We start from the raw sequence: 18,986 nt of genomic DNA, 5'->3' as shown, positions 1-18,986 counted from the left end.
CCCTGGCCACCGAGCTCGACGAGCCATACCGACCGCATCGACTGCCAGGTGGGCGCGCTCGGACACCACAACGGCACCGCGTGATGAGCGGGTACAGCCCCCTACTCCCCCACCGCCGCGCGCGTTCCCAGGCCCAAGCACCGACACGGCCGTGCTCAGTCACGGCGTCGGCGCCACCACCGGCGACGTCGGCGCGGTGCGGGCCCCGGCTCCTCGGCGCGCTCTTCTTCCGACCGCGACTCCTCCCCTGGTGTTCCGGGTGACACGTCCGTGGCGGCGGGCCGTGGGCGGTCGTGGGCGCGGCGCCACTCGTCGAGGACGTCGTCGACGTCGACCGGTTTCAGACGGATCCGCGGCCCTTCACCGGAGCGGATCCACGCAGCGATGCGCAGGTTCAGCTCCCGCACGACCTCCCGCACCTCGTCCTCGCTCCGCAGTGCGGCAGCCGCCGACGGCAGGTTCTCGATCTCCTTGCGCAGCCGCAGCGGTTCCGGGAGCGCGGCGTCGATCGACAGACCCTCGCGCTCGACATAAGTACTCAGCCAGTCGCGATCCAGGCCGGTCAGCGGTTTGCCCGCGCCCGGCAGCGCGTCGAACTCGCCGCGCTCCTGGGCTTCACGGATCTGCTTCTCCACCCACGACTCGAAGTCGACACCCGGCGGTTTGCGTTCGGTCATGGCCCCACCTCACCCGCGATGATCGCGCCGGGCGATACTCCCCCGCAACCGCCCGCGACAACGGTGCCGGAGGTCGCGATCTCGGGGCCCATATCGGGGACGTCCCCGATGCCGCACGCGCGCCGGGCGAGCATGGTGGAGGTATGACGACACCGACCACCACGAAACTCACCCGTTCGCGCCACGACCGCATGCTCGGCGGAGTGTGCGCGGGCCTGGCCCACCGCTTCGGCTGGAAGCCGCGGACGATGCGCCTCGCGTTCGTCGCCTCCTGCCTGCTGCCCGGACCGCAGTTCGTGCTCTACATCGCGCTCTGGATCGTCATCCCTGCCGGCGACCGCTGACCCGGCGGCGTCTTCCGGTCACGGCAGCGTCGCGCTCGCCCCGAGTCCCTTCTCGGCCGCGGCGGCGCGCACCGCCTCGATGACCAACCGGAGCGACGGCCGCGGCGTCCCTTTCGCCCGGTAGGCGATCGACACGCGCCGCATGACCGGTTCGGTCAGCGCGATGATGTCCACGCCGGGCGGCAACAGCGACAACCCGAGATCGGACACCAGCGTGACGCCCAGCCCGGAGCCGACCATCGCCAGTGCGGTGGCCTGTTCCTCGACCTCGTGGGCGATCCTCGGTTCGAATCCCCGCTGCTGACAGGCGATCCGGACGGCGCGGCCGAAATGCGACCGCGGCCCCGCCAGCACCCACGGGTGTTCGGCCAGATCGAGCAGCGACACCGCGGGTTCGGGCACGACGCCGGTCGGCACCGCGGCGTGCAGCCGCTCCACCGCGACGACCTCGCGCGCGAGCGCCGGATCCCACGGCATCGGATAGTCCGAGTAGTCGATCACGAACGAGAAGTCGAGCGTGCCGTCCCGCACCGCACCCGCCGTCTCCTCGGGCGCCAGTTCGCGCGTGCGCACCTCGATGCCGGGATGTTCCGAGGCCAGCGCCGTGAGCGCGGGCGGCAGCAGCCCCGACGCCACCGACGCCCACACCCCCGCCGTCAGCCGCGCGGACAACCCGTCCTGGGCGTTCTCCAGCGCATGCGTCGCCCGGCCGACCGAGTCAAGGATCTCCTCCGCGTGCTCGGCCAGCAGCGTGCCGAGCTCGGTCAGCTGCACGCGACGTCCCAGCCGTTCGAACAGCTGCACGCCCACGTCGCGTTCCAGTTGGGCCAGCTGCTGCGAGACGGCCGATGCCGAGTAGTGCAGTGCGCCGGCCGCCGCGGTGACGGTTCCTCTCCGGTTCAGTTCGCGCAGCATGCGCAGACGGTGCAACGACAGTTCCATGGCCGTCAGCGTAGACATGTGGGCCTGTGCAGGAAGCGTGAACGGTTCCGTGCGTGATCTTTAACTGGACGCGCAGCCGTCCCCGGCCCCACGCTGTAGGTAGCGGGCAGGCAGCGGGCCAACACAGCATCAGCGCAGCTGAGCACCGATCCTCACCGACGAAACGGCACACCGCCGAGTGGCGGTGGACGCTGCCGTTTTCAGGTGCGCCGGCCCGGCAGCAGGCGAGCAACAGGCGACACGACATGGTGGAGGTGCGTTTCAGGTGACCACGATGGAAAACCGTCCAGCGGCCGGCGGCACCGCGGCCGGCACCCGGGCCGCGGGCGCGACCGACATTCGCACCAGCGAGCCCCTGCTGCGGCTGACCTGGACCGACCCGGTCACGGGTGCCCAGGGTTTCCTCGTGGTGCACACCCTCGCCTCCGGCCTGGCGACCGGCGGCACGCGGATGCGCGCGGGCTGCACCATGAAGGAGGTCGAAGACCTCGCCCGCGGCATGGCCGCCAAGACCGCGACGTTCGACCTGCCCGTGGGCGGCGCGAAGGGCGGCATCGACTTCGACCCGAAGGACCCTCGCGCCGTCGAGGTCCTCGAACGCTTCTGCCAGGCGATGCGCCCGTGGCTGGACGCGCACTGGGTCACGGCCGAGGACCTCGGTGTGCCGCAGCACCTGATCGACGACGTCTTCGACCGGCTGGGGCTGGAGCAGAGCTACCACGCCGCCATCAGCCGGGCCCCGCACCCGGAGCGCACGCTCCGGCGGGTGCAGGCCGGGTTGAACGCGCCCGTGCCCGGTGGCCTGCTGCTCGGCGACGTGATCGGCGGCTACGGCGTCGCCCAGGCCTGCCTCGGCGCGGCCGGTGCGTGGGGCTGGGAGCACGAGACGACCACCGTGGCGATCCAGGGCATCGGCACGATGGGCGGCGGCGCGGCGTTCTACCTGCACGAGGCCGGAATGCCGGTCGTGGCCGTGGCCGACGCCGCGGGCACGCTGTACCGGCCGGAGGGACTCGACGTGCCCGCGCTGCTCGAACTGCGCGACGCCTACGGCGAGATCGACCGGACCCGGCTGCCCGAGGACGTGCAGCAACTGCCGCGCGACGCCGTGATCGGCACCGACGCCGACATCCTCGTTCCCGCTGCGATCTCGTACGCGGTCACGCCGGACAACGCCGCCGACGTCGCGGCCAAGGTCGTCGTCGAGGCCGCCAACTCGGCGACCACGCCGGAGGCCGAGGCGATGCTCGCCGCCCGTGAGATCCCGGTCATCCCGGACTTCGTCGCCAACGCCGGTGCGGCGGCTTGGGCATGGTGGCTGCTGCTCGGCTACGTCGACGCCGACCCGGCGACGTCGTTCCACCGGCTGCGCACCGAGATGCAGTCGAGGGTGGCCGTGCTGCTGAGCTCGTGGGACGTCGACGGGACGCCGCTGCGGGAGACCGCGTGGCAGCTGGCCTCCGCCAACCGGGAGGTCCTCGCCGAGGCTCCCGACGTGGCGATCCCGTAGTCGCCGCCGGACCAGGAGCGGGCCCCGGCGCCACGTGGCGCCGGGGCCCGCTTCGCCGTGTGCAGGTACGTCACCGTTCGCCCGTGGCGGTGACGGCCGGTCCACCGGGTGCCGCGGCGGCGCGGCGGGTGGTGGCGGTGTCAGCCTTTGAAGTACACCAACTGGTGTGTGGTGGCGAGCAGCTCGCCGCCGACGCCCCACAGGCATGCCGACTGGTCGAAGTAGCTGCGCCCGAAGCGGTTCGAGCGGGCACGGGCGAGCACCGGACGGGTGCCCTGGTCGGCGAGGACGGCGTCGTCGGCATGGAAGTAGGTCGTGAGCGAGATCGTGCCCGCGGGCACGGCCTGTCCGCGGCGCAGGAAGACGCGCGGATAGAACACGTCGCACAGCGATGCCAGGGCCGGGAAGTCGAGCGGGCGGGCCGGGGCGTCGCGGACCCACAGCATCGTCGTCGAGTCCGGCGATTCGGGGGCTCCTTCGAGTGCGGGCAGCGCACCGTCGAGGAACCGCATCTCGTAGTTCTTGGCCCACTCCACGTGATCCGGCATCGGCGTGACGGGCACGGCCTCCGGCTCGGGCACGTCCGGCATGGTCGTTTCGGTGTCGGCCCACGTGTCGCGCCGGGCCGCGTACACCGCCGTCGCGGTGGTGGCCACCGTGCCGTCCTGGATCAGTTCGAGCGACCAGTGCTGGGTGGAGCGGTTGGTCCGGGACGGGCGTGCCGACACGGTGAACTCGCCGTCGGCGACGGGCCCTGCGTAGTTGACGGTCAGTGACACCGGCACGCCGAGGCGCTCGGGGTGGCACTGCACGGCTTCGAGCAGCGTCGCCGCGGTGATGCCGCCGTACGGTCCGACCATGTTGGCGTAGGCCGGGTGGGTCTCCCCCGTGTACACACCGCCCGTGTCGGCGGGCTTCAGCGCGACGGCCCCGTCGAACGGGTGCTCACCGCCGGCCGGGCCGACTCCACTCATACCTGCCTCCTCGGTCCGCCCCGCGCCACGGGACGTCGACATGCTCAGCACCGCACGGTAATGCGGATCGCGCCACGGGACGCTGCGGGAGCGACCGTGATCACAGCGCACGTCCGCGGCGGCGACCGCGAGCGCGGCACGCCGGTACGGGCCTACGGTCGGGGTATGCGTGTGACGACGGCGGCCGCTGCGGTGCTGGCCGTCCTGGCGTGGGGCGAGGTCGAGCATTGGCGGTCGTCACGGCGGTGGCTCGGCACGTCCCGCCACGGTGCCGGGCCCGACGCGGTGGTCGTGCTCGGGTATCGCAACCGGGGCACCCGGGCGAACGCCGTCAACCGCTGGCGCGTGCGCGCGGGTCTGCGGTCGCGCACACCGGGTGCGCGGTTGATCCTGACCGGCGGTGCGGTGGCGGGGCCGGTCCCGGAGGCGACCGTGATGGCTGCCTACGCTCGCGGTGCCCGCGGCTACGACGGGCCGTTGCTGACCGAGACGGCGAGCCGCACGACGTGGGAGAACGTGGTCAATGTGGTGCCGCTGATCGAGGACGCAGGCCGGATCGTGGTCGTGTCGCACGCGCTGCACGCGGAAAAGGCGCGGGTGTGTCTGTGGCGCACGCGGCCCGACCTTGCCGCCCGGTTGGCGCGCGGGCGGGAGTACCGGTTCGGCGAATGGATTCTGGCCAAGCCCGCATTGGCCGTCGCCGGAAGACGCAGGCTGCGCGCCTTGCTGTCACCGCCGCGGTGACGACAGCCGGCAATGGGTTCGAGGTGGCACCGCTCCGCACGTTTCGTGCTTGTCGTTGGCCGGTGGGCCTGGCGGTGTCGTTCGCGTCGTATGTCTGTCGGGCCGTCGTGCTTGTCGTTGGCCGGCGTGGCGCCGATGGCGGCCGGCGCCACGCCGGCTGCCGGTCGCGTCTCGCGTACCGCGGCTCAGGGGTCATTCGGCGTGGTCTTCGATCGACGGGCTCAGCTGCGGATCGCGGCCGCGCTGACCGGGAACCGGTGCCACGACCGGACCCGCCTGCCGCCGGGACCGCCGGTCGCCCGCGGCACGCCCCCGGGAGTCGAGGCGTTCCTCCACCAGGACGTTCTCGTGCATGTTGGTCAGCACGGTCATGGTCACCGCGTGGGCCGCGGCGAGCAGCAGGAGGAGCACGCCCAGGTTGCCGACGGTCGCGCGGAGGACGCCGCCGCCGAAACCGAAGTCGAGCACGGCGACCAGTGCGAGCACACCGAGCATCAGCAGGTGGAACAGCACGCTGACCATGCGGGCCTGCGAGCCAGCCGACGTGTCGTCCACATCGGACAGGTAGCGCTTCCCGCTGCGATACAGGATCTGACCGTCCGCCACGATCATCAGTGCGCCCAGCACGAGGAAGGCCAGAAAGGCGTCGTCGGGCATGTCGGTCTCCCTTCACCCTGCGAGAGGTGCGTCCATCGGGTAACCGGGAGCGCGCGCCACGGAAACGATCGCGGCCGCGTGGTGTGTCCCAGCACACCGCCGGGATGCGAACTGCCGCCTGTTCGGCCGTCCACCGGTCGGCCCAGGAGGCACCGGGGGCCGCAGCTGGGGCCAACCGTGCGCGTGCGACGGGCGGCCGAAGCGGGACGTGACCGGCGGAGACGGCGATCGGCCCTGCGCACACGCCTCGCCGGGACCGCGGCCAGTCGGCTCGACCTGAACCGTCCGGATCTTCACGACCCGCTGTAAGGCCGCCATCGTGGACGCGGTACAGTACCGACATCGCTTCGAAGCGAGGCGATGGCCGGGCTGTGGCGCAGTTTGGTAGCGCACTTGACTGGGGGTCAAGGGGTCGCAGGTTCAAATCCTGTCAGCCCGACCGGCAAAGCAAGGCCGTGACCTGCACTTTTGCGGGTCACGGCCTTGTTCTTGTTCAGCCAGCTCGCCGACCGAGTGACTATCTGAGTGACTACTCCCTCGGTTTGCGGGCGAAGATGTCGTCCATCGCCCTGGCCGCTTCCTCCATCACCGGCCGAATCTGGTGCCGGTAGACCTGCTCGGTAACCCCGGTTCCGCTGTGCCCACACAGGCGCGCGATCCGCTCAAGTGAAACGCCGTTGTCCGACAGCAGCGACACGAAGCTGTGCCGTAGCTCCCGGGGCGTCCACTCCCCCGGCGTGAGCCCTGCGCGCCGGACAACCTTCCGGAAGTCCCGGCGAACGTTGTGCGCGTCGAGCTCGGTGCCGTTCCTTGTCGCGAAGACCAGCGCCTCCGGCGCAGCGTCCCTGCCAAACCGAAGCCTGTGGAGCCTGAGCGCCACTGCGGCACGAAGCGGGAGCGCGAGAGTCCGCCTTGACCGCTTCGTCTTCGTGTCACCGCCCTCTCGAACCGACCGCCACACTGAGATCGACCGAGGCGCAGCCGTTCCCGCCGTTGGGCCACCGACCAGGTCCACGTGTTCCCACCGAAGCGCTCGCAACTCCTCCGTACGAGCCCCCACGAGCAGCGACAACACCACGTACGCGTGCATCCTCGGCCAGCTCTCGGCAGCGTCCAGGACAGCTTCCGCCTGCTCCAACGTCAGCGATTTCGACGGCCGCCCCTCAAGTCCCGTGGGCACGTCGCACAAGGCCACAACATTTCGCCTGACCTTGTCGCGAGCCTGCGCGTGCTTCACCGCCCTATTCAGGAGTGAATGCAGCAGCCGAACCGTTCGCGTACTCACCCGCGTAGCGACGTCGGCAAGCCATTTGTCCACGTCCTCGGCCGACAGGTCCCGAAGCCTGCGTTTTCCTAAGCCGGGCACGATGTGCACGCTGGCCAGATTGCGGTAGTTCTGCACCGTCTCGGGAGACCGTCCTGGGAGCCCATACGTAAGCCATGCCTCTACGGCGTCCGCGACTCTGTAGTTCGGCGACTCCGCGGGAAGGCCATCGTCCAAATCCCGAATCAGCTCTCGAAGCTTCTCCTTCGCCTCCGTTTTCGTTTTGCCTGACGTCTTTCGAGTTCGCCGCTTTCCGTTCGACATCCAGCCGACGGTTACCTCTGCGATCCACCGCTCCCGCGAAGAGTCCCAGTAGAGCGAACCTTCTCCACGTTCACGCCGCTTGGTCATGGGTTTCCCTCTCGGTTTCGGTGATGAGCAGTCGCACGAAGCTGTTGATCGCCTCGGCTGGAATGAGCCGAGAACGGCCCACTTTGACCGAAATCAGGCGACCCGCTCGGATCTGCTCGTAGAGCACGGAGCGGCTCATCGACAGCAGTTGCATGGCTTCCGGAATCGGGTACAGGTGCCGCGCAGGCACGGCGGTCCCCTTTCGATCGTGTGGCTTGTGTTGACCGGGTTCGGATTGCATCGAGGAACTCCCGGATAACGTTGGTGCGGGGTTGCCGTCCCATCCGTCCCAAGCGTCCCGGTGCTGGTCAGGGCGGGACGCTTTGAGTTGGTGGGACGCTTTGATCCGTCCCAACCGGCCGGTTGGGACGGTGTGGTGCGGTGTGGTTCAGGCGGTCTCGGGTAGGGCGCGCAGGGCGGGTGCTGGCGGGGCCTCGCCGGGCGTGTCGGTGGGACGGTTCGGGGCGGTGGGACGCTTTGATCCGTCCCAGGTGTTCGAAGCGTCCCGCGCTGACCTGGGCGGGGACGCTTGGGACGCTTGGGACGGATCCCCTCCCTCGTCTTCGTCGGGCGGGCAGTAGCGGGTCCAGGCGTCGGCGAAGTCGCTGCGGTCGTAGCCCTTGCGTTGCCCGTCGGCGAGGCGGACGTTGTGCGAGTGGATGCCGTACTCGCGCAGCATCGCGCCGAGCTTGTGCGCGGTCAGCCCGGTCGGTCCGTAGTCGCCCCACGGGGATTCGGGCATCCTGCGCAGCCGCTGCAGCAGGTCGGTGGTGTAGAGCGAGTCGTCGTCGGCGAAGGCGGTGCGGCAGTCGATGAGTAGGCGCATGCGGTCGCTCATTTCGACGGTGTCGGCGGCTTCTTGGGTCATGGCGACGGCGGCGGTGCGGGCGCGGTCGGGCCAGTCGCCGCCTGCGTGGTCGGCGACGGCCACGAGGGGTTCCCAGGTGTCGGCGGCGCGGTCTTCGACGGGCATGTCGGGCACGGCGTTTTCGAGCGTGTCGAGGTCGGCACGGAGCCATTCGGTGAGGTCTTCGGCGAGCTGGCGCAGGTGCGGCCGGTCGCGGCGGGAGCGGTAGGGGGCGGCGCTTTCGCCGGGTGCACGCCGTCGCATGTGCACCACGACGGCGCGGTCTTCGATGGTGTCGGGCATGGCGCCGATCCCGGCGAGGGCGGCCATGGCGAAGGTGGGGATGGTCTGGACTTCGGCGCTGGCGGCGTCGTAGCGCAGGGCGGGCCGGTCGCGCTGGTGTCCGGCGTTGAGCACGCCGCGCAGTTCCTCGTTATCGCCTGCTTTGGCGCCGAAGATGGTGTCGGCCTCGTCCACGAGCAGGGTGGGCGGATCGATGTTGATCGACCGGTACACCGCGGCCGGGCTGGCATTGACCGTCATCAGCGGCGTGTGACACGTGGCCTCCACGACGTCGAGCAGCCTCGACTTGCCGCAACGCCGCTCGGGAGCGCGGATCACCAGCCGGGGCGCGTGGGCCCAGGCAGGCTGGGCGTGACTGGCGGCGATCCACAGCACGACGGCGTCGGCGGCGAACTCGGAGGGCATGACGACGTACCGGGTCAACGCGTCCCGCAGCGTGGTCAGCAGGGCCGCGCCGGTGTCCGGCGTGGCGGTCTCGGCGGTCATTCAGGCTGCCTCTTCCCGTTGTTGGTGGGTGCGACGGCGGCGGAGTCGGCGTTGGTGGGTGGAGGTGCCGCCCCAGATGCCGACGAGGTGGTGACGGGTGGCGAAGTCGGCGCATTCGGCGCGGACGGGGCAGGTGGCGCAGACCTGGTAGGCGGTGCGGTTGGTCAGCAGGTTCGGGTTGTCGTTGACGGGGAAGAACGCCTCGGGGTCGGTGTCGCGGCAGTGCCCGTCTTGTTGCCAGTTCTCGGCGGCGGGGCGGATGCCGAGGTCGGCGAGCGTGGCCCGGCCGCGGGGTTTACCGGCGTAGTGCCCGCCCACGGCGGTGGCGCCCGCGAGGCTGCGGAGGGCGGGCATCAGGCCGCCACCGCCGTCGCCGGGGCGTCGATGCCGTGTGCGGCGGCGTCGGCGCGGGTCTTGAGGGTGTCGATGCGTGCGGTGTTGTCGAGCAGGTCGGCGAGCACGTCGGCGGGTGCGGTGTCGGCGGCTTGTTGGAGGCGGCGGCCGTGTTCGGCGACGGCGCGTCGCCAGGCTTGGCGCAGCACCGCGGCTTTGAGGTGGGCGGCGGTGTAGGCCGCTGCGGTGTGGCTGGCGCTGCCGTAGGCGTCGGCGAGCCACCGGGTGAACCGGTGTTGGGCGTGCTCGCCTCCGGCCCGGCCGGTGGCGCGGGCGTGATCGAAGAGGTTGACCGGACTCGGGTCGCGGTCGCCTGCGACGACTTCGATGGCCAGTTGCAGGGCGTGCGCGGCGGCCGGGTCGGCCAGGTCGTCGGCGTTCATCCCGGCCAGCACTCGGCGGGCGGTGTGGTGGTCGAGCCAGAGCACACAGCCGACAAGCTGCACGTCCGGGTCGGTGAGAGCGGTGGCGGAGTCCATGAGTGTCTCCTTGGGAGCGACAAGGCGGAGCTGGTCGAGGGGCGGGGCGGTGGCCGGGTGGCAAGCCCCGGCCACCGCCGTGGGGTCAGGTTCAGAACGGCGGCGTGTCCGCAGCTCCGGCGGGGGCGGGCGCTGCCGTGGTCCACGGGTCACCGGCGGGCGCGGTGGTGGTGGTCGTGGCGGCGGCGTTGCGGGTGGCCTTGCGGACGGTGGCGGTGGCCCAGCGCAGGCTTGCGCCGATCTCGGTCACGTCGACTTCGAATGAGGTGCGCTGGTTGCCCTCGTTGTCGGTCCACTCGCGCTGGCGCAGTTGGCCGGTGACGATCACCCGCGCGCCTTGTTGGAGCGATTCGGCGATGTTCTCGGCCATCTCGCGCCAGCAGGTGCAGCGCAAGAACGTGGCGCCGTTGTCGGTCCACTGGCCGGTGTTCTTGTCGAACCGGCGGTCGTTGGCCGCCAGGGTCACGTTCGCCACTGCGGTGCCGGTCTGAGTGAAGCGCAGCTCGGGTTCACGGACCGCGGTGCCGACGATGGTGATCTCGGGAAGTCCAGGCATGTTCAGTTCTCCAATTCGGTGGTAGGCGGGTACTGCAGGTGCCATGTGGCGTGCGCGAGTTGCAGGCGGCGCGGCTCGTGATCGAGCCGGACAAGCAGGTACTGATCGCGGAAGCCAGTGATCGTTCCGGGGAGCCCGTCGACAACCACGCGGCTGCCGCGCTTGGCGGGTACGCCGTAGTGGCGCCGGATGTAGTCGAGGCTCATCGGCTGGCCCTCGCGAGCCGTTCGGCGAGCTGGCGGCGGGCTTCGGCGTGGCCCTGCCACCGGTGGTAGTCGGCAAGGCTCTCGGCCGGGCAGTTCTTGAGTGCCGTGATGAACTGCGGGCGTTCGTCGAGGAAGTCGGTCACGGCGGGCGGGGTGTCGCCGAGCAGGTCGGTGAGGCGGGCGGCGTGGGTGTGGGTGCGGTGGTGCAGCTGGCGCTCGGTGCGGAGTTGCTGGGCGAGCGTTTCCTGCTGGTGGTCGCTCCAGGCGAGGTCGACTTCGAGGCTGCGGGCGTAGGTGGCGAGCTGGTCACGCTCGCCTTCGACCACGGCTTCGCGGGAGAGGGCTTCGCGCAGGGCTTCGATGAGGGCTTCGTTCTCGCGTTCGAGGTCGGCGACGTAGGGGTCGGCAAGCGGTGCGGCCATGGGTGGTGTGGTCCTTTCAGTACGCGGGCTGTGGGGTTGTGGGCGTGGGTGGTTGTCAGCGCTGGGCGGCCCTGGCGGCCTGGGTGGCGCGCACGGACTTGAGTGCCCTCTGGGCACGGAGGCGGAGCTCGATCACGTCCTCGCCCATGTCCTCGTAGCGCGCTCGGTCGGTGCGGAAGGCGGTGGCGAACTGCTGGAAGGTGTAGGCGCGGGCCTTGGCGGCGATCTGCTTGGTCACTTTGATGTCGGCGGGGTTGAGTTCGCCGGACTTGAGCAGCTCGTCGGTGGCCTCGAGAACCTGGCAGCGGCAGGCCCACAGCGTGGCGACGGCGCGCTTGTCTACCGCGATCAGCTCGGGGGCGGCGCGCTGGGGCTTCTTCCGCGACGAGGCGGCGGGCGTCGCACGTTTCGCGGTCGGCTTGCTCGAGGTCGCCTTCGTCTTCGTCGATGTGGTCTTCTTCTTGGCGCGGGGTTTGGTGGCCTCCAGGCGCTGGGTGAGGGCCTTGGCGCACTGGTGGCGGCCGCAGATCTTGTTGGTGGTGTCGACCTGGCGACGCTGGCGGCACACGGTGCACTTGGCCTTGGTCCGCGTCGCCGTCGTGGGCTTGGCCTTGCCGGACTTGGTGGCCGCGGCGCGGTTCGCGCTGGTGTTGCGGGCGGGGGTCTTCTTCTTGCCGAAGCCGAACATGGGCGTGGTCCTTTCTCAGGCGGTGATGCGTGGTGGCAGGCGCGGGGGGCTTACTTGGTGGTGAGGGTGTTGATGGCGTCGTTGAGCAAGAACAGCTCGCTGTACTCGCGGGGGCGCATCTTGCGGCTGGTGAGGGTGCGGACGCGGCGCTGCAGGCCGGTGAGGCCGGATTTGCGGTAGCGGCGGCTGACGTCCTTGCGCAGGTCCTGGCGCACGCTGGCCATTTCGAGCTCCCAGAACCCTTCGGCCGCTTCGAGCTGGCGCGGGTTGATGCGTCGCATGGGCAGACTCCGTTCGTCGTGACGAGGGACGTGGGTGGTTAGAGGTGGATGCCGCGGGCGGTGAGCCAGTCGCGGGGGTCGGTGCGGTTTGCGCGTTGGCCGTCGGGCCAGACTTCGAAGTGCAGGTGCGGTCCGGTCGACTGGCCTTCGCTGCCGACGGCGGCGATGCGCTCGCCGCCGCGAACCCGGTCGCCAGCGGTGACGCGGTAGCGGGCCATGTGGCCGTAGACGGTCACGTCGCCGCTGGGGTGTTTGATGCGGACCCAGTTGCCGAAGCCGGTGGCGGGTCCGGCTTCGACGACCTTCCCGTCGGCGGCGGCGCGGATCGGGGTGCCGTGCGGGGCGCCGATGTCGAGGCCGTAGTGCTGGGTGCCCCACCGCGGCCCGAACTCGGACGTCACCGCACCCTCGGCGGGGGCGGCGAACCGCGGCGCGGCGTTGGCCTCGGCGCCGGGTCCGGGGGCGGTGGGTAGGTGGTGTTGGGCGTAGGCGACGGCTCCGACGACGGCGCCGAGGAGCACGATCCGGCCGAACGTTTTCACTGCGAATCCTCCCCGTTTGATCACGGTGAGTAGTGGCTTTGGGCAAGGGGGTGCCGTGGCGACGTCGCGAGGGAGGGAGTCGCCTGGCGTGGCGGGTGTCGGTGCTGTGGCCCGGTTTGTGGCCCGTCCAGGGAGGTGCCTCCCCTGCCTCCCTGGACTCCCCGGGTGATCGTTTGGCGAGGTCAGGACTGGGGAGGCGGATTAGGGAGGCGTGTGGGGAGAACTCCCCTCATCCCCAGGCGCCTCCCCGGGGTCAACGTCGCCTGCAGCGCGCTGCGTTGACGCGGTTTCGTCACGGTTTGTGATGGCTTCGTGGACGAGGTCGGAGCGGACGACCATGTAGCCCTGGTACTTGCGTGGCTCGGCGTCGAACTGGCGGAGGTAGCTGGTCAGATCGGCGAAGGTCCAGCTTTCGTAGTGGGTGTGGTTGTGTTCGGTCAGGCGCTGCAGAACCTGTTGGGTGCCGAGGCGTGGTTCGTGTCCGAGGGCTTCGGCGATGTCGAGCAGCGGGTCGACGTCCTCGCCCTGGTCGGTGTCGTCTGCGGCGGGGGTGACGGTGCGGCCGTGGTTGTCGAGGATGCGCATTGCGCGGTCGATGACGGGGTAGGCGTCCTTGGTGTCGACGAAGTAGGACTTGGTGATCAGGAAGGCCATGCCCTCGCCGATGGCGTCGAACTCGCCGGTGGCCACGAACGTGCCGCGGTCCTTGCCAGGGCGCAGGTCCTGCGGGCGAGCGCCCATGTCGGCGGCGTCAGCGAGGACCATCTTGGCGGCTTCGGCGTTGGGCACGTACAGCCCGAGTCGGACGTGGGCACCTTCCCGCACCGGTGCGGGGATCGCGGTGGGGTCGGGGCGCTGGGTGGCCTGCCAGAGCTGGATGTTGACCGCGCGCGCCTGGTCGTGGAGTCGCTTGGCGGCGCGCCAGGCCCGCGCGTCGGCTTTGGTGGTGCCGATCGGGTGCGGTGACTGGTACAGCACCTGGCATTCGTCGATGTAGGCGAAGATCGGGTGGAAGTCCGATCCGGGCTGGCGGGACAGCTTGCGGGGAATGGCGCCCTTGACGCCCAGGGCGCGCTTGCGGTCGTAGCGGCGCATCATCTCGGCCACGAGGTCTTCGAGCATGGCGCACGTCGCTTCGGCCTGTTCGTCGGCGCTGCCTTCGATCAGAGTTGCGGCGCGCGGGGCGAACATGGACCAGTCACCGTCGCCCTTGAGGTCCGCGATGCGCAGTTCGACGGTCGGGTCCAGCGCGACACTCAACGCGTGGATGCGCAGCATGGCGGTCTTGCCCTGCTTGGACACCGCACCGACCAGGCCATGCCGAGCGAGTGCGCCCTGTTCGACGGGTTCACCGCGCATCGTGACGCCCCAGGGGATGCCATCGCGGAACACGTCGAACTCGCCCTCGGCCAGCAGCGGCCAGGTCGGCGCGGGACGGTCCATGGTGCCCTGGTCAGCGATCCACAGGTCCAGCACACGCGCGTCGGCTTCGGGCTGACGCTGGGGGTAGACCTCGTGCTTGTGGCGTCCGAGGTTGCCCGCGAGGCGTTCGACCTTGTCCGGGTGCAGGAAATCGGCGGCGACCACGCCGAACGGCAGGCGGATCTGCACGTAGGTGCCGCCGCCCTGCTGGCGCGGCACCACGTCGTAGAGCACCGGCTCACCGGCCTTGAGCGCCTTATCCAGCCCGCTGACCTTGCAGTGCGACAACGCCTTGGTGAGCATGTCCTCGTTGATCACCGCATAGGTTTCGGCCGTCTCGGCGTGCTGGGCCTGCGACTGCGCCCACGCCGGAACGGCGTCGTCCTGCTTGCGGCCTTCGTTCCACAGGTAGAGCGCGCCCCCGGCAGTGGCGGCGAGCACCAGGAGGGCGCCGTAGGCGGTGCCGAACCACCAGGCCCACCGGATCGCGTCGAGCATGCCGGTGATTGGGGCGATGAACAGCGCGAGGTCTTGCCCGCCGATGGCCAGAGCGGTCCCGGCCAGCAGCAACAGCACGCCGAGCCCGGCCAGGCCCGCGCCGAGGGCCTTGAGCAGCTTCACCGGCGAGTCGGTCCAGTCCATCTTCCGCTCGTGCTTGCGCTGGTTCTCGGCGCTCTTTGCCTCGTGCCAGTAGCGCAGCGATTCCTGATCGCCTGCGGCCTCGGCGGTGCGCATCTGCCGTTCGAAACGCGCGCTGCCGTGGCTGTCGCGGAAGCGGCGCACTACGGCGCGCGTGCCGTAGACCGGGTAGAGCGCGTGCCGCACCGCGGCGCGCGTGCCCGCCGCGGCCACGGGCGCGGTGCGGCGCACCGCGACGACCGCGCCGGTGGCCATGCGCTCGCGCGCCGCCGTTGGAATCAGGCGCGTGTTGTAGGCCTGGCGCGCCTGGTCGGTGCGCGCCGGGGCGCGCTCGTCGTCGCCGTCGATGACTTCGGCGTCGACCACAGTCGGCGCGTCGTCGCGGTCGGTGGGCAGGTACACCACGTTCGCCTGCTCGTCGTGGCCGTGTGGGGTGTGCTCGTCGCGGGGGCTCATGCGGCCACCTCCTCAGCTTGTGTCGGGTCGGTGTGCTCGTCGCGGGGGTCGGTCGTCGTGTCGGCGTGCTCGGTGCGCCAGGTGGCGAGCCACTTGCGCGCGGTGCCGGGGTGCGCGCCGGAGGCTTCGGCCAACTGCGTGCCGGTCACCTCGTCGGCGCGCCCGGCGGCACGCGCCTGCTCAAACAGCGCGCGCGCCTTCTCCCGCGCGTCGCCGTTGCCCGTCCGCGCCGAGGTGGTCGGACGCGCAGCGCGCCGAGGCGTGGCGGTGGCGCGCCGGGGTGCGTCGTCGACGCGGGGCGCGGCCTCGACGGCCGCGGGGTCGGTCTCGGTGCGCGGCGCTTCAGCGGGCGCGTCGGTGGTCGGTGCTTCTTCCGGCGCGACGGGTTCGGCGGGTTCGGCGGCGGGCGGCTCGTTCTGGTCGGTGGTGGCCGTCTCGGTGTCGGTGCGGCGGCCTTGCTGGGCGAGGAGTTCGGTGGCCAGTGCGAGTGCGAGCGGGGGCCAGGCGGCCACGAGCCTGCCGGTGAGGGTGGGTTCGGCGGCGGCGATGTTCGCCGCGATGGAGGCGGCGATGCCCAGGGCGAGCGAGACCTGAGCGACCCAGTGGGCGGACTGGCGGCGCCAGCGGGCCACCAGGATCGAGGTGGTCGCGGCGACCAGCAGCCCGTCGACCGACAGCGGCAGCAGGTGCGAGCGCCACCCCTCGCCCGCCCCGTGGGCGAGGTCTTGCATGTGGGCGTAGCTGATCACCGCGGCCACAACGGCCACGACACCGACGGCGGCGAGGTTGATCCGCTGCATCGCGATCGAGGGCTGGTGTGTCGGCGTGCTCATCCTGTCTCCTTCCACCGGCCGCGGGCGGCGGGTTCGATCTCGCTATCGGTCTCGTCATCGCCGCCGCGGCGGGCGCGGCGTTCGCGCCAGGCGGCCAGGTGCGGGGCGAGGTGGGGTGCGGCGCGGCTGTAGGCGATCCATCCGGCCGCGGCGGCCGTGGCGGCCCACCAGCCGGGCCAATGCAGAACCCCGGCAACCCCGGTGCCGCCCAGGGCGATCAGCTCGGGCAGGCGCCACCCGACCCAGGCGGTGACGCGCTCGCGGCGGCTCCCGTCGACGTCGGCGGCGGGGACGGTGAGGTCGGTGCGGGTGTCGGTGTCGGTGGGGCTCACGGGCGGTCTCCTGTTCAAACGGCCCCCGAGGGCGGTGGTGGTCGGTGTGGCGGTGCGGGCGGGCGGGCGATGGCGTCCATCCGGCGGGTGGCGGCATCGAGCACGCGGGTGGCCAGTACCAGCGGCAGGCGGATCAGGTGCAGCAGCAGGAATCCGGCCAGCCCGGCCAGCAGGCGCAGCAGGGCGGGCGTGCCGTAGGTGGCCTGCACCTCGAACAGGCTCATGTCTGCCCACCCCCGCCACTCGCGTTGTCGGCGGCGTCGAGGGCGCGCGCCAGCATTGGGGCGGTGTGCTGCGCCGTGGTGTCGAGGTGGGTCAACGCGTCGGTGTAGTCGCGTCCCTTGACCAGCACCGGCCGGTTCGTGGTCGTCCGACCCGTGACGGCCACGTCGATCGAGGCATCGGCGCACCTGTGCAGGCGCACCGCCGGTGCCGTGAGGGTGGCGGCCCACTGCAACGCACCTGCGGCGTTGCCGACGCGCCACTCCCACTCGAAACGTGTGTCAATGCCGAGTAGGCCCAGGTGCAGTTCCGGTAGGCCGGGATGCGCCTCCAGGTGGTCGGCAATGGCACGGAACGGCGTCGCCTGGTTCGGGGCCGGGTGATGGGTCTTGGTCATCTCAGGCCACCTCCTCGGTGGTGTCGGCGAGGTTGAGCAGGTCGAGTTGGTTGGGTGCGTGCCAGGCGCCGTCGCGCCATTCGGCGTCTTGGGCGATGCCGAGTTCGGCGCGGATGAGTGGCTCGGTGCGGGCCAGCCACGCCTTCCGCTTGCGCTCGCCGAGGTCGCGCCATTTGCGGCCGGTCTCGGCCTCGTAGCGGGCGATCGCGCGGTTCTTCAGTCCGATCGGAGTCATCCGCGCCATCACCCCTCACCCCCGAACGCGAGCGTGGACAGGGCGTGGTCCCAATTGACGTGGTCGGACTCGGCGCCGAGCGGTACGAGCAGCTCGGTCTGCTCGATGAGCCGTTCCAGCGGGGCGCGGCCGACTTTGAGGATGGCCACGCCGGTCGGTGAGGTCAGGCCGATGCCGATGCCCTCGGCGGTGGGGGTGATGAGCACGTCACCCTCGCCGGTGGGCCGGTTGAGCCCGTCGGCGATCAGCTCGCGGGCGAAGGTCCACGGCACCGCGGGCCCGGCGGTGTGGACGAGCATGCTCACCGCCCACGGGTCGGAGGCGACGTAGGTGAACGTGACCGGCAGCAGAGTGCCGTCGCGGGCCACGCCTTCGAGGAAGGCGCGGGTCTCGACGACCACGCCGCGGGGTTCGTAGTTGTGCATCACTGCTCACCTGCCTCGGTGTCGATGCGGACGTAGAACTCATCCAGGCGGCCTCGCAGTAAGCGGTAGAGCGAGGCGGCGGAATCAACGGCGGCTCCGGCGACCCAGACAGCGCCGAAGAGGAACCACCAGGCCAGATGTCCTTGCGCGTACAGGCCGATCACGAGCACGGCCAGGCCACCGCAGACCAGGGCGCCGAGTCCGTGCTGCACGGCATCGAAGGTCTTCTCAACACGGTTGATGCGCGCGCTCATCGCAGACCACCCGCCGTGATCTGCTCGGCGACGTCGCGGAAGGCGGCCACGGCGCGATTGACCGGCGAGAACACGTCGAGGGCGCGGTCATAGGCCGGGTCGTGCATCACGGCGTCGGTATGCACGCTGCCCACTCGGTCGACAGCGCCGTCACGTACCAGCGCCGACCACTCAGTGACGGCCGCGTGGGCGTCCGACAGGGCATCGGCGGCGCGCTCGCGTGCCCGGTCAAGGTCGGCCTGGGTCGGTGTGGCCGTGGCCGTGGCCGGAGTAAGAGTCGTGTTGTCGGTCATGGGGCACACTCCTTGCGGGTGTTGAAGGTCCACAGTGGAAAGACGGTTAGGCGGCGGCGCGGTAGTCGGCGGCCTGTGCTCGGACTTTGGCGACGTACCAGTCGGCGCGGTTGTAGGTGAAGATCGCGTCGTAGATGTCGCCGTCGGCGAGGCCGGAGTCGCACAGGTAGTGCGCTGCCGCGTGTACGGCGGTGGCTGGGTTGTACTGGTCGGGCCCGATGTCGGGGTGGGCCTGGCGGACCCCGTCGAAGGTGGCTGGGAGGAATTGCATGGGTCCGGCGGCTCCGGCGTAGTTCGCGCCGGAGTGCACTCCGGGAAGGTCGGTGCGGCCGTGGTTGGTTTCGACCTTCCCGACCCCGGCCAGTAGGGACCAGTGCAGCGGCCCGCACACGCTGGCGTACTTGCGGTACAGCGCCAGGTAGCGGGGCGGGATGTCGGCCACGGGCCCGCCGGAGACTGCCGGGGCGTGCCCTGCGGTCTTGTCGGTGGGTTCGCTGCCGGGTGCGGCTCCGCCGCCGGTGGCGCCGGTGTCCTCGGCGGGCTTGGCGGCGACGATGGCGACCGCGGCGCAGGCCATGATCAGCCCGGTTCGGCGGCGGCTCATCACCGCTCACCCCAGGCCACGAGCGGGGCGCAGGCCGGGTTTTGCGCAGCGCCTATCATCAGAAGACTCCATTCGTTTCCGTGGTTGATTCGGTGGAGAGCCCGGCCCGGCGGGCAGAACTGTGGCGGTTTGGGCCGCCGGGCCAGGC

Annotated in this window: 28 protein-coding genes and 1 tRNA gene; 4 read left to right on the top strand and 25 right to left on the bottom strand. The window is 70.9% G+C overall.

Annotation, left to right across the window (positions count from 1 at the left end; all coding sequences use genetic code 11):
- Positions 1-155 precede the first annotated feature (155 nt).
- Complete coding sequence (locus LY12_RS06630) at positions 156-677, bottom strand: DnaJ family domain-containing protein (RefSeq protein WP_253854002.1); 522 nt, start codon at positions 675-677, stop codon at positions 156-158.
- Positions 678-820: 143 nt separating this feature from the next.
- On the opposite strand from LY12_RS06630, the gene LY12_RS06625 reads away from it, so the two are divergent.
- Positions 821-1,021, top strand: coding sequence for a PspC domain-containing protein (locus tag LY12_RS06625; protein WP_253854000.1), 201 nt, complete (start codon positions 821-823; stop codon positions 1,019-1,021).
- 18 nt (positions 1,022-1,039) lie between these two features.
- On the opposite strand, the gene LY12_RS06620 is transcribed toward LY12_RS06625, so the two are convergent.
- The gene (locus tag LY12_RS06620; protein ID WP_253853998.1) at positions 1,040-1,963 is read right to left on the bottom strand and encodes a LysR family transcriptional regulator; all 924 of its coding nucleotides are present in this window, start codon (positions 1,961-1,963) and stop codon (positions 1,040-1,042) included.
- A 265-nt stretch (positions 1,964-2,228) separates the two neighbouring features.
- On the opposite strand from LY12_RS06620, the gene LY12_RS06615 reads away from it, so the two are divergent.
- The gene (locus LY12_RS06615; protein WP_372493457.1) at positions 2,229-3,473 is read left to right on the top strand and encodes a Glu/Leu/Phe/Val dehydrogenase dimerization domain-containing protein; all 1,245 of its coding nucleotides are present in this window, start codon (positions 2,229-2,231) and stop codon (positions 3,471-3,473) included.
- A gap of 140 nt (positions 3,474-3,613) precedes the next feature.
- Here the strand turns inward: LY12_RS06615 and LY12_RS06610 are convergent, their stop codons facing one another.
- Positions 3,614-4,447, bottom strand: coding sequence for an acyl-CoA thioesterase (locus tag LY12_RS06610; RefSeq protein ID WP_253853996.1), 834 nt, complete (start codon positions 4,445-4,447; stop codon positions 3,614-3,616).
- A 165-nt stretch (positions 4,448-4,612) separates the two neighbouring features.
- Between LY12_RS06610 and LY12_RS06605 the strand changes: the two genes are divergently transcribed.
- Positions 4,613-5,191, top strand: coding sequence for a YdcF family protein (locus LY12_RS06605; RefSeq protein ID WP_253853994.1), 579 nt, complete (start codon positions 4,613-4,615; stop codon positions 5,189-5,191).
- A gap of 192 nt (positions 5,192-5,383) precedes the next feature.
- Here LY12_RS06605 and LY12_RS06600 read toward each other — a convergent pair whose 3' ends face one another.
- Entirely contained in the window at positions 5,384-5,848 is a 465-nt protein-coding gene (locus tag LY12_RS06600) for a hypothetical protein (protein ID WP_253853992.1), read from the bottom strand.
- A gap of 365 nt (positions 5,849-6,213) precedes the next feature.
- Here LY12_RS06600 and LY12_RS06595 point away from each other — a divergent pair.
- Positions 6,214-6,287: transfer RNA gene (locus LY12_RS06595), tRNA-Pro, on the top strand.
- A gap of 90 nt (positions 6,288-6,377) precedes the next feature.
- Here LY12_RS06595 and LY12_RS06590 read toward each other — a convergent pair.
- The 21 genes from LY12_RS06590 to LY12_RS06490 all read right to left on the bottom strand — a co-directional run bounded on the left by LY12_RS06590 (position 6,378) and on the right by LY12_RS06490 (position 18,838).
- On the bottom strand, positions 6,378-7,523 hold the full coding sequence (locus LY12_RS06590; protein WP_253853990.1) for a tyrosine-type recombinase/integrase: 1,146 nt from the start codon (positions 7,521-7,523) through the stop codon (positions 6,378-6,380).
- Positions 7,507-7,713, bottom strand: a complete 207-nt coding sequence (locus LY12_RS06585; protein ID WP_253853988.1) for a helix-turn-helix domain-containing protein — start codon at positions 7,711-7,713, stop codon at positions 7,507-7,509. Before LY12_RS06585 ends, LY12_RS06590 begins: the two co-directional genes overlap by 17 nt.
- A 198-nt stretch (positions 7,714-7,911) precedes the next feature.
- Positions 7,912-9,159, bottom strand: a complete 1,248-nt coding sequence (locus LY12_RS06580; protein ID WP_253853987.1) for a DUF3631 domain-containing protein — start codon at positions 9,157-9,159, stop codon at positions 7,912-7,914.
- Complete coding sequence (locus LY12_RS06575; RefSeq protein ID WP_253853986.1) at positions 9,160-9,513, bottom strand: WhiB family transcriptional regulator; 354 nt, start codon at positions 9,511-9,513, stop codon at positions 9,160-9,162.
- Positions 9,513-10,031, bottom strand: a complete 519-nt coding sequence (locus LY12_RS06570) for a hypothetical protein (RefSeq protein WP_253853985.1) — start codon at positions 10,029-10,031, stop codon at positions 9,513-9,515. The genes LY12_RS06575 and LY12_RS06570 overlap by 1 nt, the downstream gene beginning before the upstream one ends.
- A 91-nt stretch (positions 10,032-10,122) precedes the next feature.
- Positions 10,123-10,587 carry a single-stranded DNA-binding protein gene (ssb, locus tag LY12_RS06565; protein WP_253853984.1) on the bottom strand — a complete coding sequence of 155 codons (465 nt, stop codon included), beginning with the start codon at positions 10,585-10,587 and terminating at the stop codon, positions 10,123-10,125.
- A 2-nt stretch (positions 10,588-10,589) separates the two neighbouring features.
- A complete protein-coding gene (locus LY12_RS06560) occupies positions 10,590-10,793 on the bottom strand; it encodes a hypothetical protein (protein WP_253853983.1) in 204 nt (67 codons plus the stop codon).
- Complete coding sequence (locus tag LY12_RS06555; protein ID WP_253853982.1) at positions 10,790-11,215, bottom strand: hypothetical protein; 426 nt, start codon at positions 11,213-11,215, stop codon at positions 10,790-10,792. Before LY12_RS06555 ends, LY12_RS06560 begins: the two co-directional genes overlap by 4 nt.
- A 55-nt stretch (positions 11,216-11,270) precedes the next feature.
- Complete coding sequence (locus LY12_RS06550) at positions 11,271-11,903, bottom strand: hypothetical protein (RefSeq protein ID WP_253853980.1); 633 nt, start codon at positions 11,901-11,903, stop codon at positions 11,271-11,273.
- A 50-nt stretch (positions 11,904-11,953) separates the two neighbouring features.
- Complete coding sequence (locus LY12_RS06545) at positions 11,954-12,184, bottom strand: hypothetical protein (RefSeq protein WP_253853978.1); 231 nt, start codon at positions 12,182-12,184, stop codon at positions 11,954-11,956.
- Positions 12,185-12,222: 38 nt separating this feature from the next.
- On the bottom strand, positions 12,223-12,726 hold the full coding sequence (locus LY12_RS06540) for a M23 family metallopeptidase (RefSeq protein WP_253853977.1): 504 nt from the start codon (positions 12,724-12,726) through the stop codon (positions 12,223-12,225).
- A 201-nt stretch (positions 12,727-12,927) separates the two neighbouring features.
- Complete coding sequence (locus LY12_RS06535) at positions 12,928-15,243, bottom strand: hypothetical protein (protein ID WP_253853976.1); 2,316 nt, start codon at positions 15,241-15,243, stop codon at positions 12,928-12,930.
- Positions 15,240-16,076, bottom strand: a complete 837-nt coding sequence (locus LY12_RS06530) for a DUF2637 domain-containing protein (protein ID WP_253853975.1) — start codon at positions 16,074-16,076, stop codon at positions 15,240-15,242. Before LY12_RS06530 ends, LY12_RS06535 begins: the two co-directional genes overlap by 4 nt.
- The gene (locus LY12_RS06525) at positions 16,073-16,408 is read right to left on the bottom strand and encodes a hypothetical protein (RefSeq protein ID WP_253853974.1); all 336 of its coding nucleotides are present in this window, start codon (positions 16,406-16,408) and stop codon (positions 16,073-16,075) included. The genes LY12_RS06530 and LY12_RS06525 overlap by 4 nt, the downstream gene beginning before the upstream one ends.
- A 14-nt stretch (positions 16,409-16,422) precedes the next feature.
- Entirely contained in the window at positions 16,423-16,632 is a 210-nt protein-coding gene (locus LY12_RS06520) for a hypothetical protein (RefSeq protein ID WP_253853973.1), read from the bottom strand.
- Positions 16,629-17,027: a hypothetical protein gene (locus tag LY12_RS06515; RefSeq protein WP_253853972.1), complete on the bottom strand. Its 399-nt coding sequence runs from the start codon at positions 17,025-17,027 to the stop codon at positions 16,629-16,631. The genes LY12_RS06520 and LY12_RS06515 overlap by 4 nt, the downstream gene beginning before the upstream one ends.
- 1 nt (position 17,028) lies before the next feature.
- Complete coding sequence (locus LY12_RS06510; RefSeq protein ID WP_253853970.1) at positions 17,029-17,262, bottom strand: hypothetical protein; 234 nt, start codon at positions 17,260-17,262, stop codon at positions 17,029-17,031.
- Between the two features lie 8 nt (positions 17,263-17,270).
- Positions 17,271-17,687, bottom strand: a complete 417-nt coding sequence (locus LY12_RS06505) for an SsgA family sporulation/cell division regulator (RefSeq protein WP_253853968.1) — start codon at positions 17,685-17,687, stop codon at positions 17,271-17,273.
- On the bottom strand, positions 17,687-17,941 hold the full coding sequence (locus LY12_RS06500) for a hypothetical protein (protein WP_253853966.1): 255 nt from the start codon (positions 17,939-17,941) through the stop codon (positions 17,687-17,689). Before LY12_RS06500 ends, LY12_RS06505 begins: the two co-directional genes overlap by 1 nt.
- Positions 17,938-18,234: a hypothetical protein gene (locus LY12_RS06495; protein ID WP_253853965.1), complete on the bottom strand. Its 297-nt coding sequence runs from the start codon at positions 18,232-18,234 to the stop codon at positions 17,938-17,940. Before LY12_RS06495 ends, LY12_RS06500 begins: the two co-directional genes overlap by 4 nt.
- Positions 18,235-18,280: 46 nt before the next feature.
- The gene (locus tag LY12_RS06490) at positions 18,281-18,838 is read right to left on the bottom strand and encodes a transglycosylase SLT domain-containing protein (protein WP_253853963.1); all 558 of its coding nucleotides are present in this window, start codon (positions 18,836-18,838) and stop codon (positions 18,281-18,283) included.
- Between the last annotated feature and the right edge of the window lie 148 nt (positions 18,839-18,986).

Origin of the sequence: Prauserella alba, from assembly GCF_024171735.1 — a bacterium.
Classification (GTDB): Bacteria; Actinomycetota; Actinomycetes; order Mycobacteriales; family Pseudonocardiaceae; genus Prauserella; species Prauserella alba.
Note: the sequence above shows the minus strand (reverse complement) of the source record. Positions and strands in the feature narration are given on the sequence as shown.

What these genes read in the sequence shown, in the direction of transcription:
- LY12_RS06570 (WP_253853985.1), bottom strand. Translation starts at nt 10,031, where the DNA reads ATGGACTCCGCCACCGCTCTCACCGACCCGGACGTGCAGCTTGTCGGC.
- LY12_RS06600 (WP_253853992.1), bottom strand. Translation starts at nt 5,848, where the DNA reads ATGCCCGACGACGCCTTTCTGGCCTTCCTCGTGCTGGGCGCACTGATG.
- LY12_RS06605 (WP_253853994.1), top strand. Translation starts at nt 4,613, where the DNA reads ATGCGTGTGACGACGGCGGCCGCTGCGGTGCTGGCCGTCCTGGCGTGG.
- LY12_RS06515 (WP_253853972.1), bottom strand. Translation starts at nt 17,027, where the DNA reads ATGACCAAGACCCATCACCCGGCCCCGAACCAGGCGACGCCGTTCCGT.
- LY12_RS06490 (WP_253853963.1), bottom strand. Translation starts at nt 18,838, where the DNA reads ATGAGCCGCCGCCGAACCGGGCTGATCATGGCCTGCGCCGCGGTCGCC.
- LY12_RS06575 (WP_253853986.1), bottom strand. Translation starts at nt 9,513, where the DNA reads ATGCCCGCCCTCCGCAGCCTCGCGGGCGCCACCGCCGTGGGCGGGCAC.
- LY12_RS06610 (WP_253853996.1), bottom strand. Translation starts at nt 4,447, where the DNA reads ATGAGTGGAGTCGGCCCGGCCGGCGGTGAGCACCCGTTCGACGGGGCC.
- LY12_RS06590 (WP_253853990.1), bottom strand. Translation starts at nt 7,523, where the DNA reads ATGACCAAGCGGCGTGAACGTGGAGAAGGTTCGCTCTACTGGGACTCT.
- LY12_RS06530 (WP_253853975.1), bottom strand. Translation starts at nt 16,076, where the DNA reads ATGAGCACGCCGACACACCAGCCCTCGATCGCGATGCAGCGGATCAAC.
- LY12_RS06500 (WP_253853966.1), bottom strand. Translation starts at nt 17,941, where the DNA reads ATGAGCGCGCGCATCAACCGTGTTGAGAAGACCTTCGATGCCGTGCAG.
- ssb (WP_253853984.1), bottom strand. Translation starts at nt 10,587, where the DNA reads ATGCCTGGACTTCCCGAGATCACCATCGTCGGCACCGCGGTCCGTGAA.
- LY12_RS06535 (WP_253853976.1), bottom strand. Translation starts at nt 15,243, where the DNA reads ATGAGCCCCCGCGACGAGCACACCCCACACGGCCACGACGAGCAGGCG.
- LY12_RS06630 (WP_253854002.1), bottom strand. Translation starts at nt 677, where the DNA reads ATGACCGAACGCAAACCGCCGGGTGTCGACTTCGAGTCGTGGGTGGAG.
- LY12_RS06620 (WP_253853998.1), bottom strand. Translation starts at nt 1,963, where the DNA reads ATGGAACTGTCGTTGCACCGTCTGCGCATGCTGCGCGAACTGAACCGG.
- LY12_RS06560 (WP_253853983.1), bottom strand. Translation starts at nt 10,793, where the DNA reads ATGAGCCTCGACTACATCCGGCGCCACTACGGCGTACCCGCCAAGCGC.
- LY12_RS06550 (WP_253853980.1), bottom strand. Translation starts at nt 11,903, where the DNA reads ATGTTCGGCTTCGGCAAGAAGAAGACCCCCGCCCGCAACACCAGCGCG.
- LY12_RS06545 (WP_253853978.1), bottom strand. Translation starts at nt 12,184, where the DNA reads ATGCGACGCATCAACCCGCGCCAGCTCGAAGCGGCCGAAGGGTTCTGG.
- LY12_RS06580 (WP_253853987.1), bottom strand. Translation starts at nt 9,159, where the DNA reads ATGACCGCCGAGACCGCCACGCCGGACACCGGCGCGGCCCTGCTGACC.
- LY12_RS06495 (WP_253853965.1), bottom strand. Translation starts at nt 18,234, where the DNA reads ATGACCGACAACACGACTCTTACTCCGGCCACGGCCACGGCCACACCG.
- LY12_RS06520 (WP_253853973.1), bottom strand. Translation starts at nt 16,632, where the DNA reads ATGAGCCTGTTCGAGGTGCAGGCCACCTACGGCACGCCCGCCCTGCTG.
- LY12_RS06555 (WP_253853982.1), bottom strand. Translation starts at nt 11,215, where the DNA reads ATGGCCGCACCGCTTGCCGACCCCTACGTCGCCGACCTCGAACGCGAG.
- LY12_RS06505 (WP_253853968.1), bottom strand. Translation starts at nt 17,687, where the DNA reads ATGCACAACTACGAACCCCGCGGCGTGGTCGTCGAGACCCGCGCCTTC.
- LY12_RS06625 (WP_253854000.1), top strand. Translation starts at nt 821, where the DNA reads ATGACGACACCGACCACCACGAAACTCACCCGTTCGCGCCACGACCGC.
- LY12_RS06510 (WP_253853970.1), bottom strand. Translation starts at nt 17,262, where the DNA reads ATGACTCCGATCGGACTGAAGAACCGCGCGATCGCCCGCTACGAGGCC.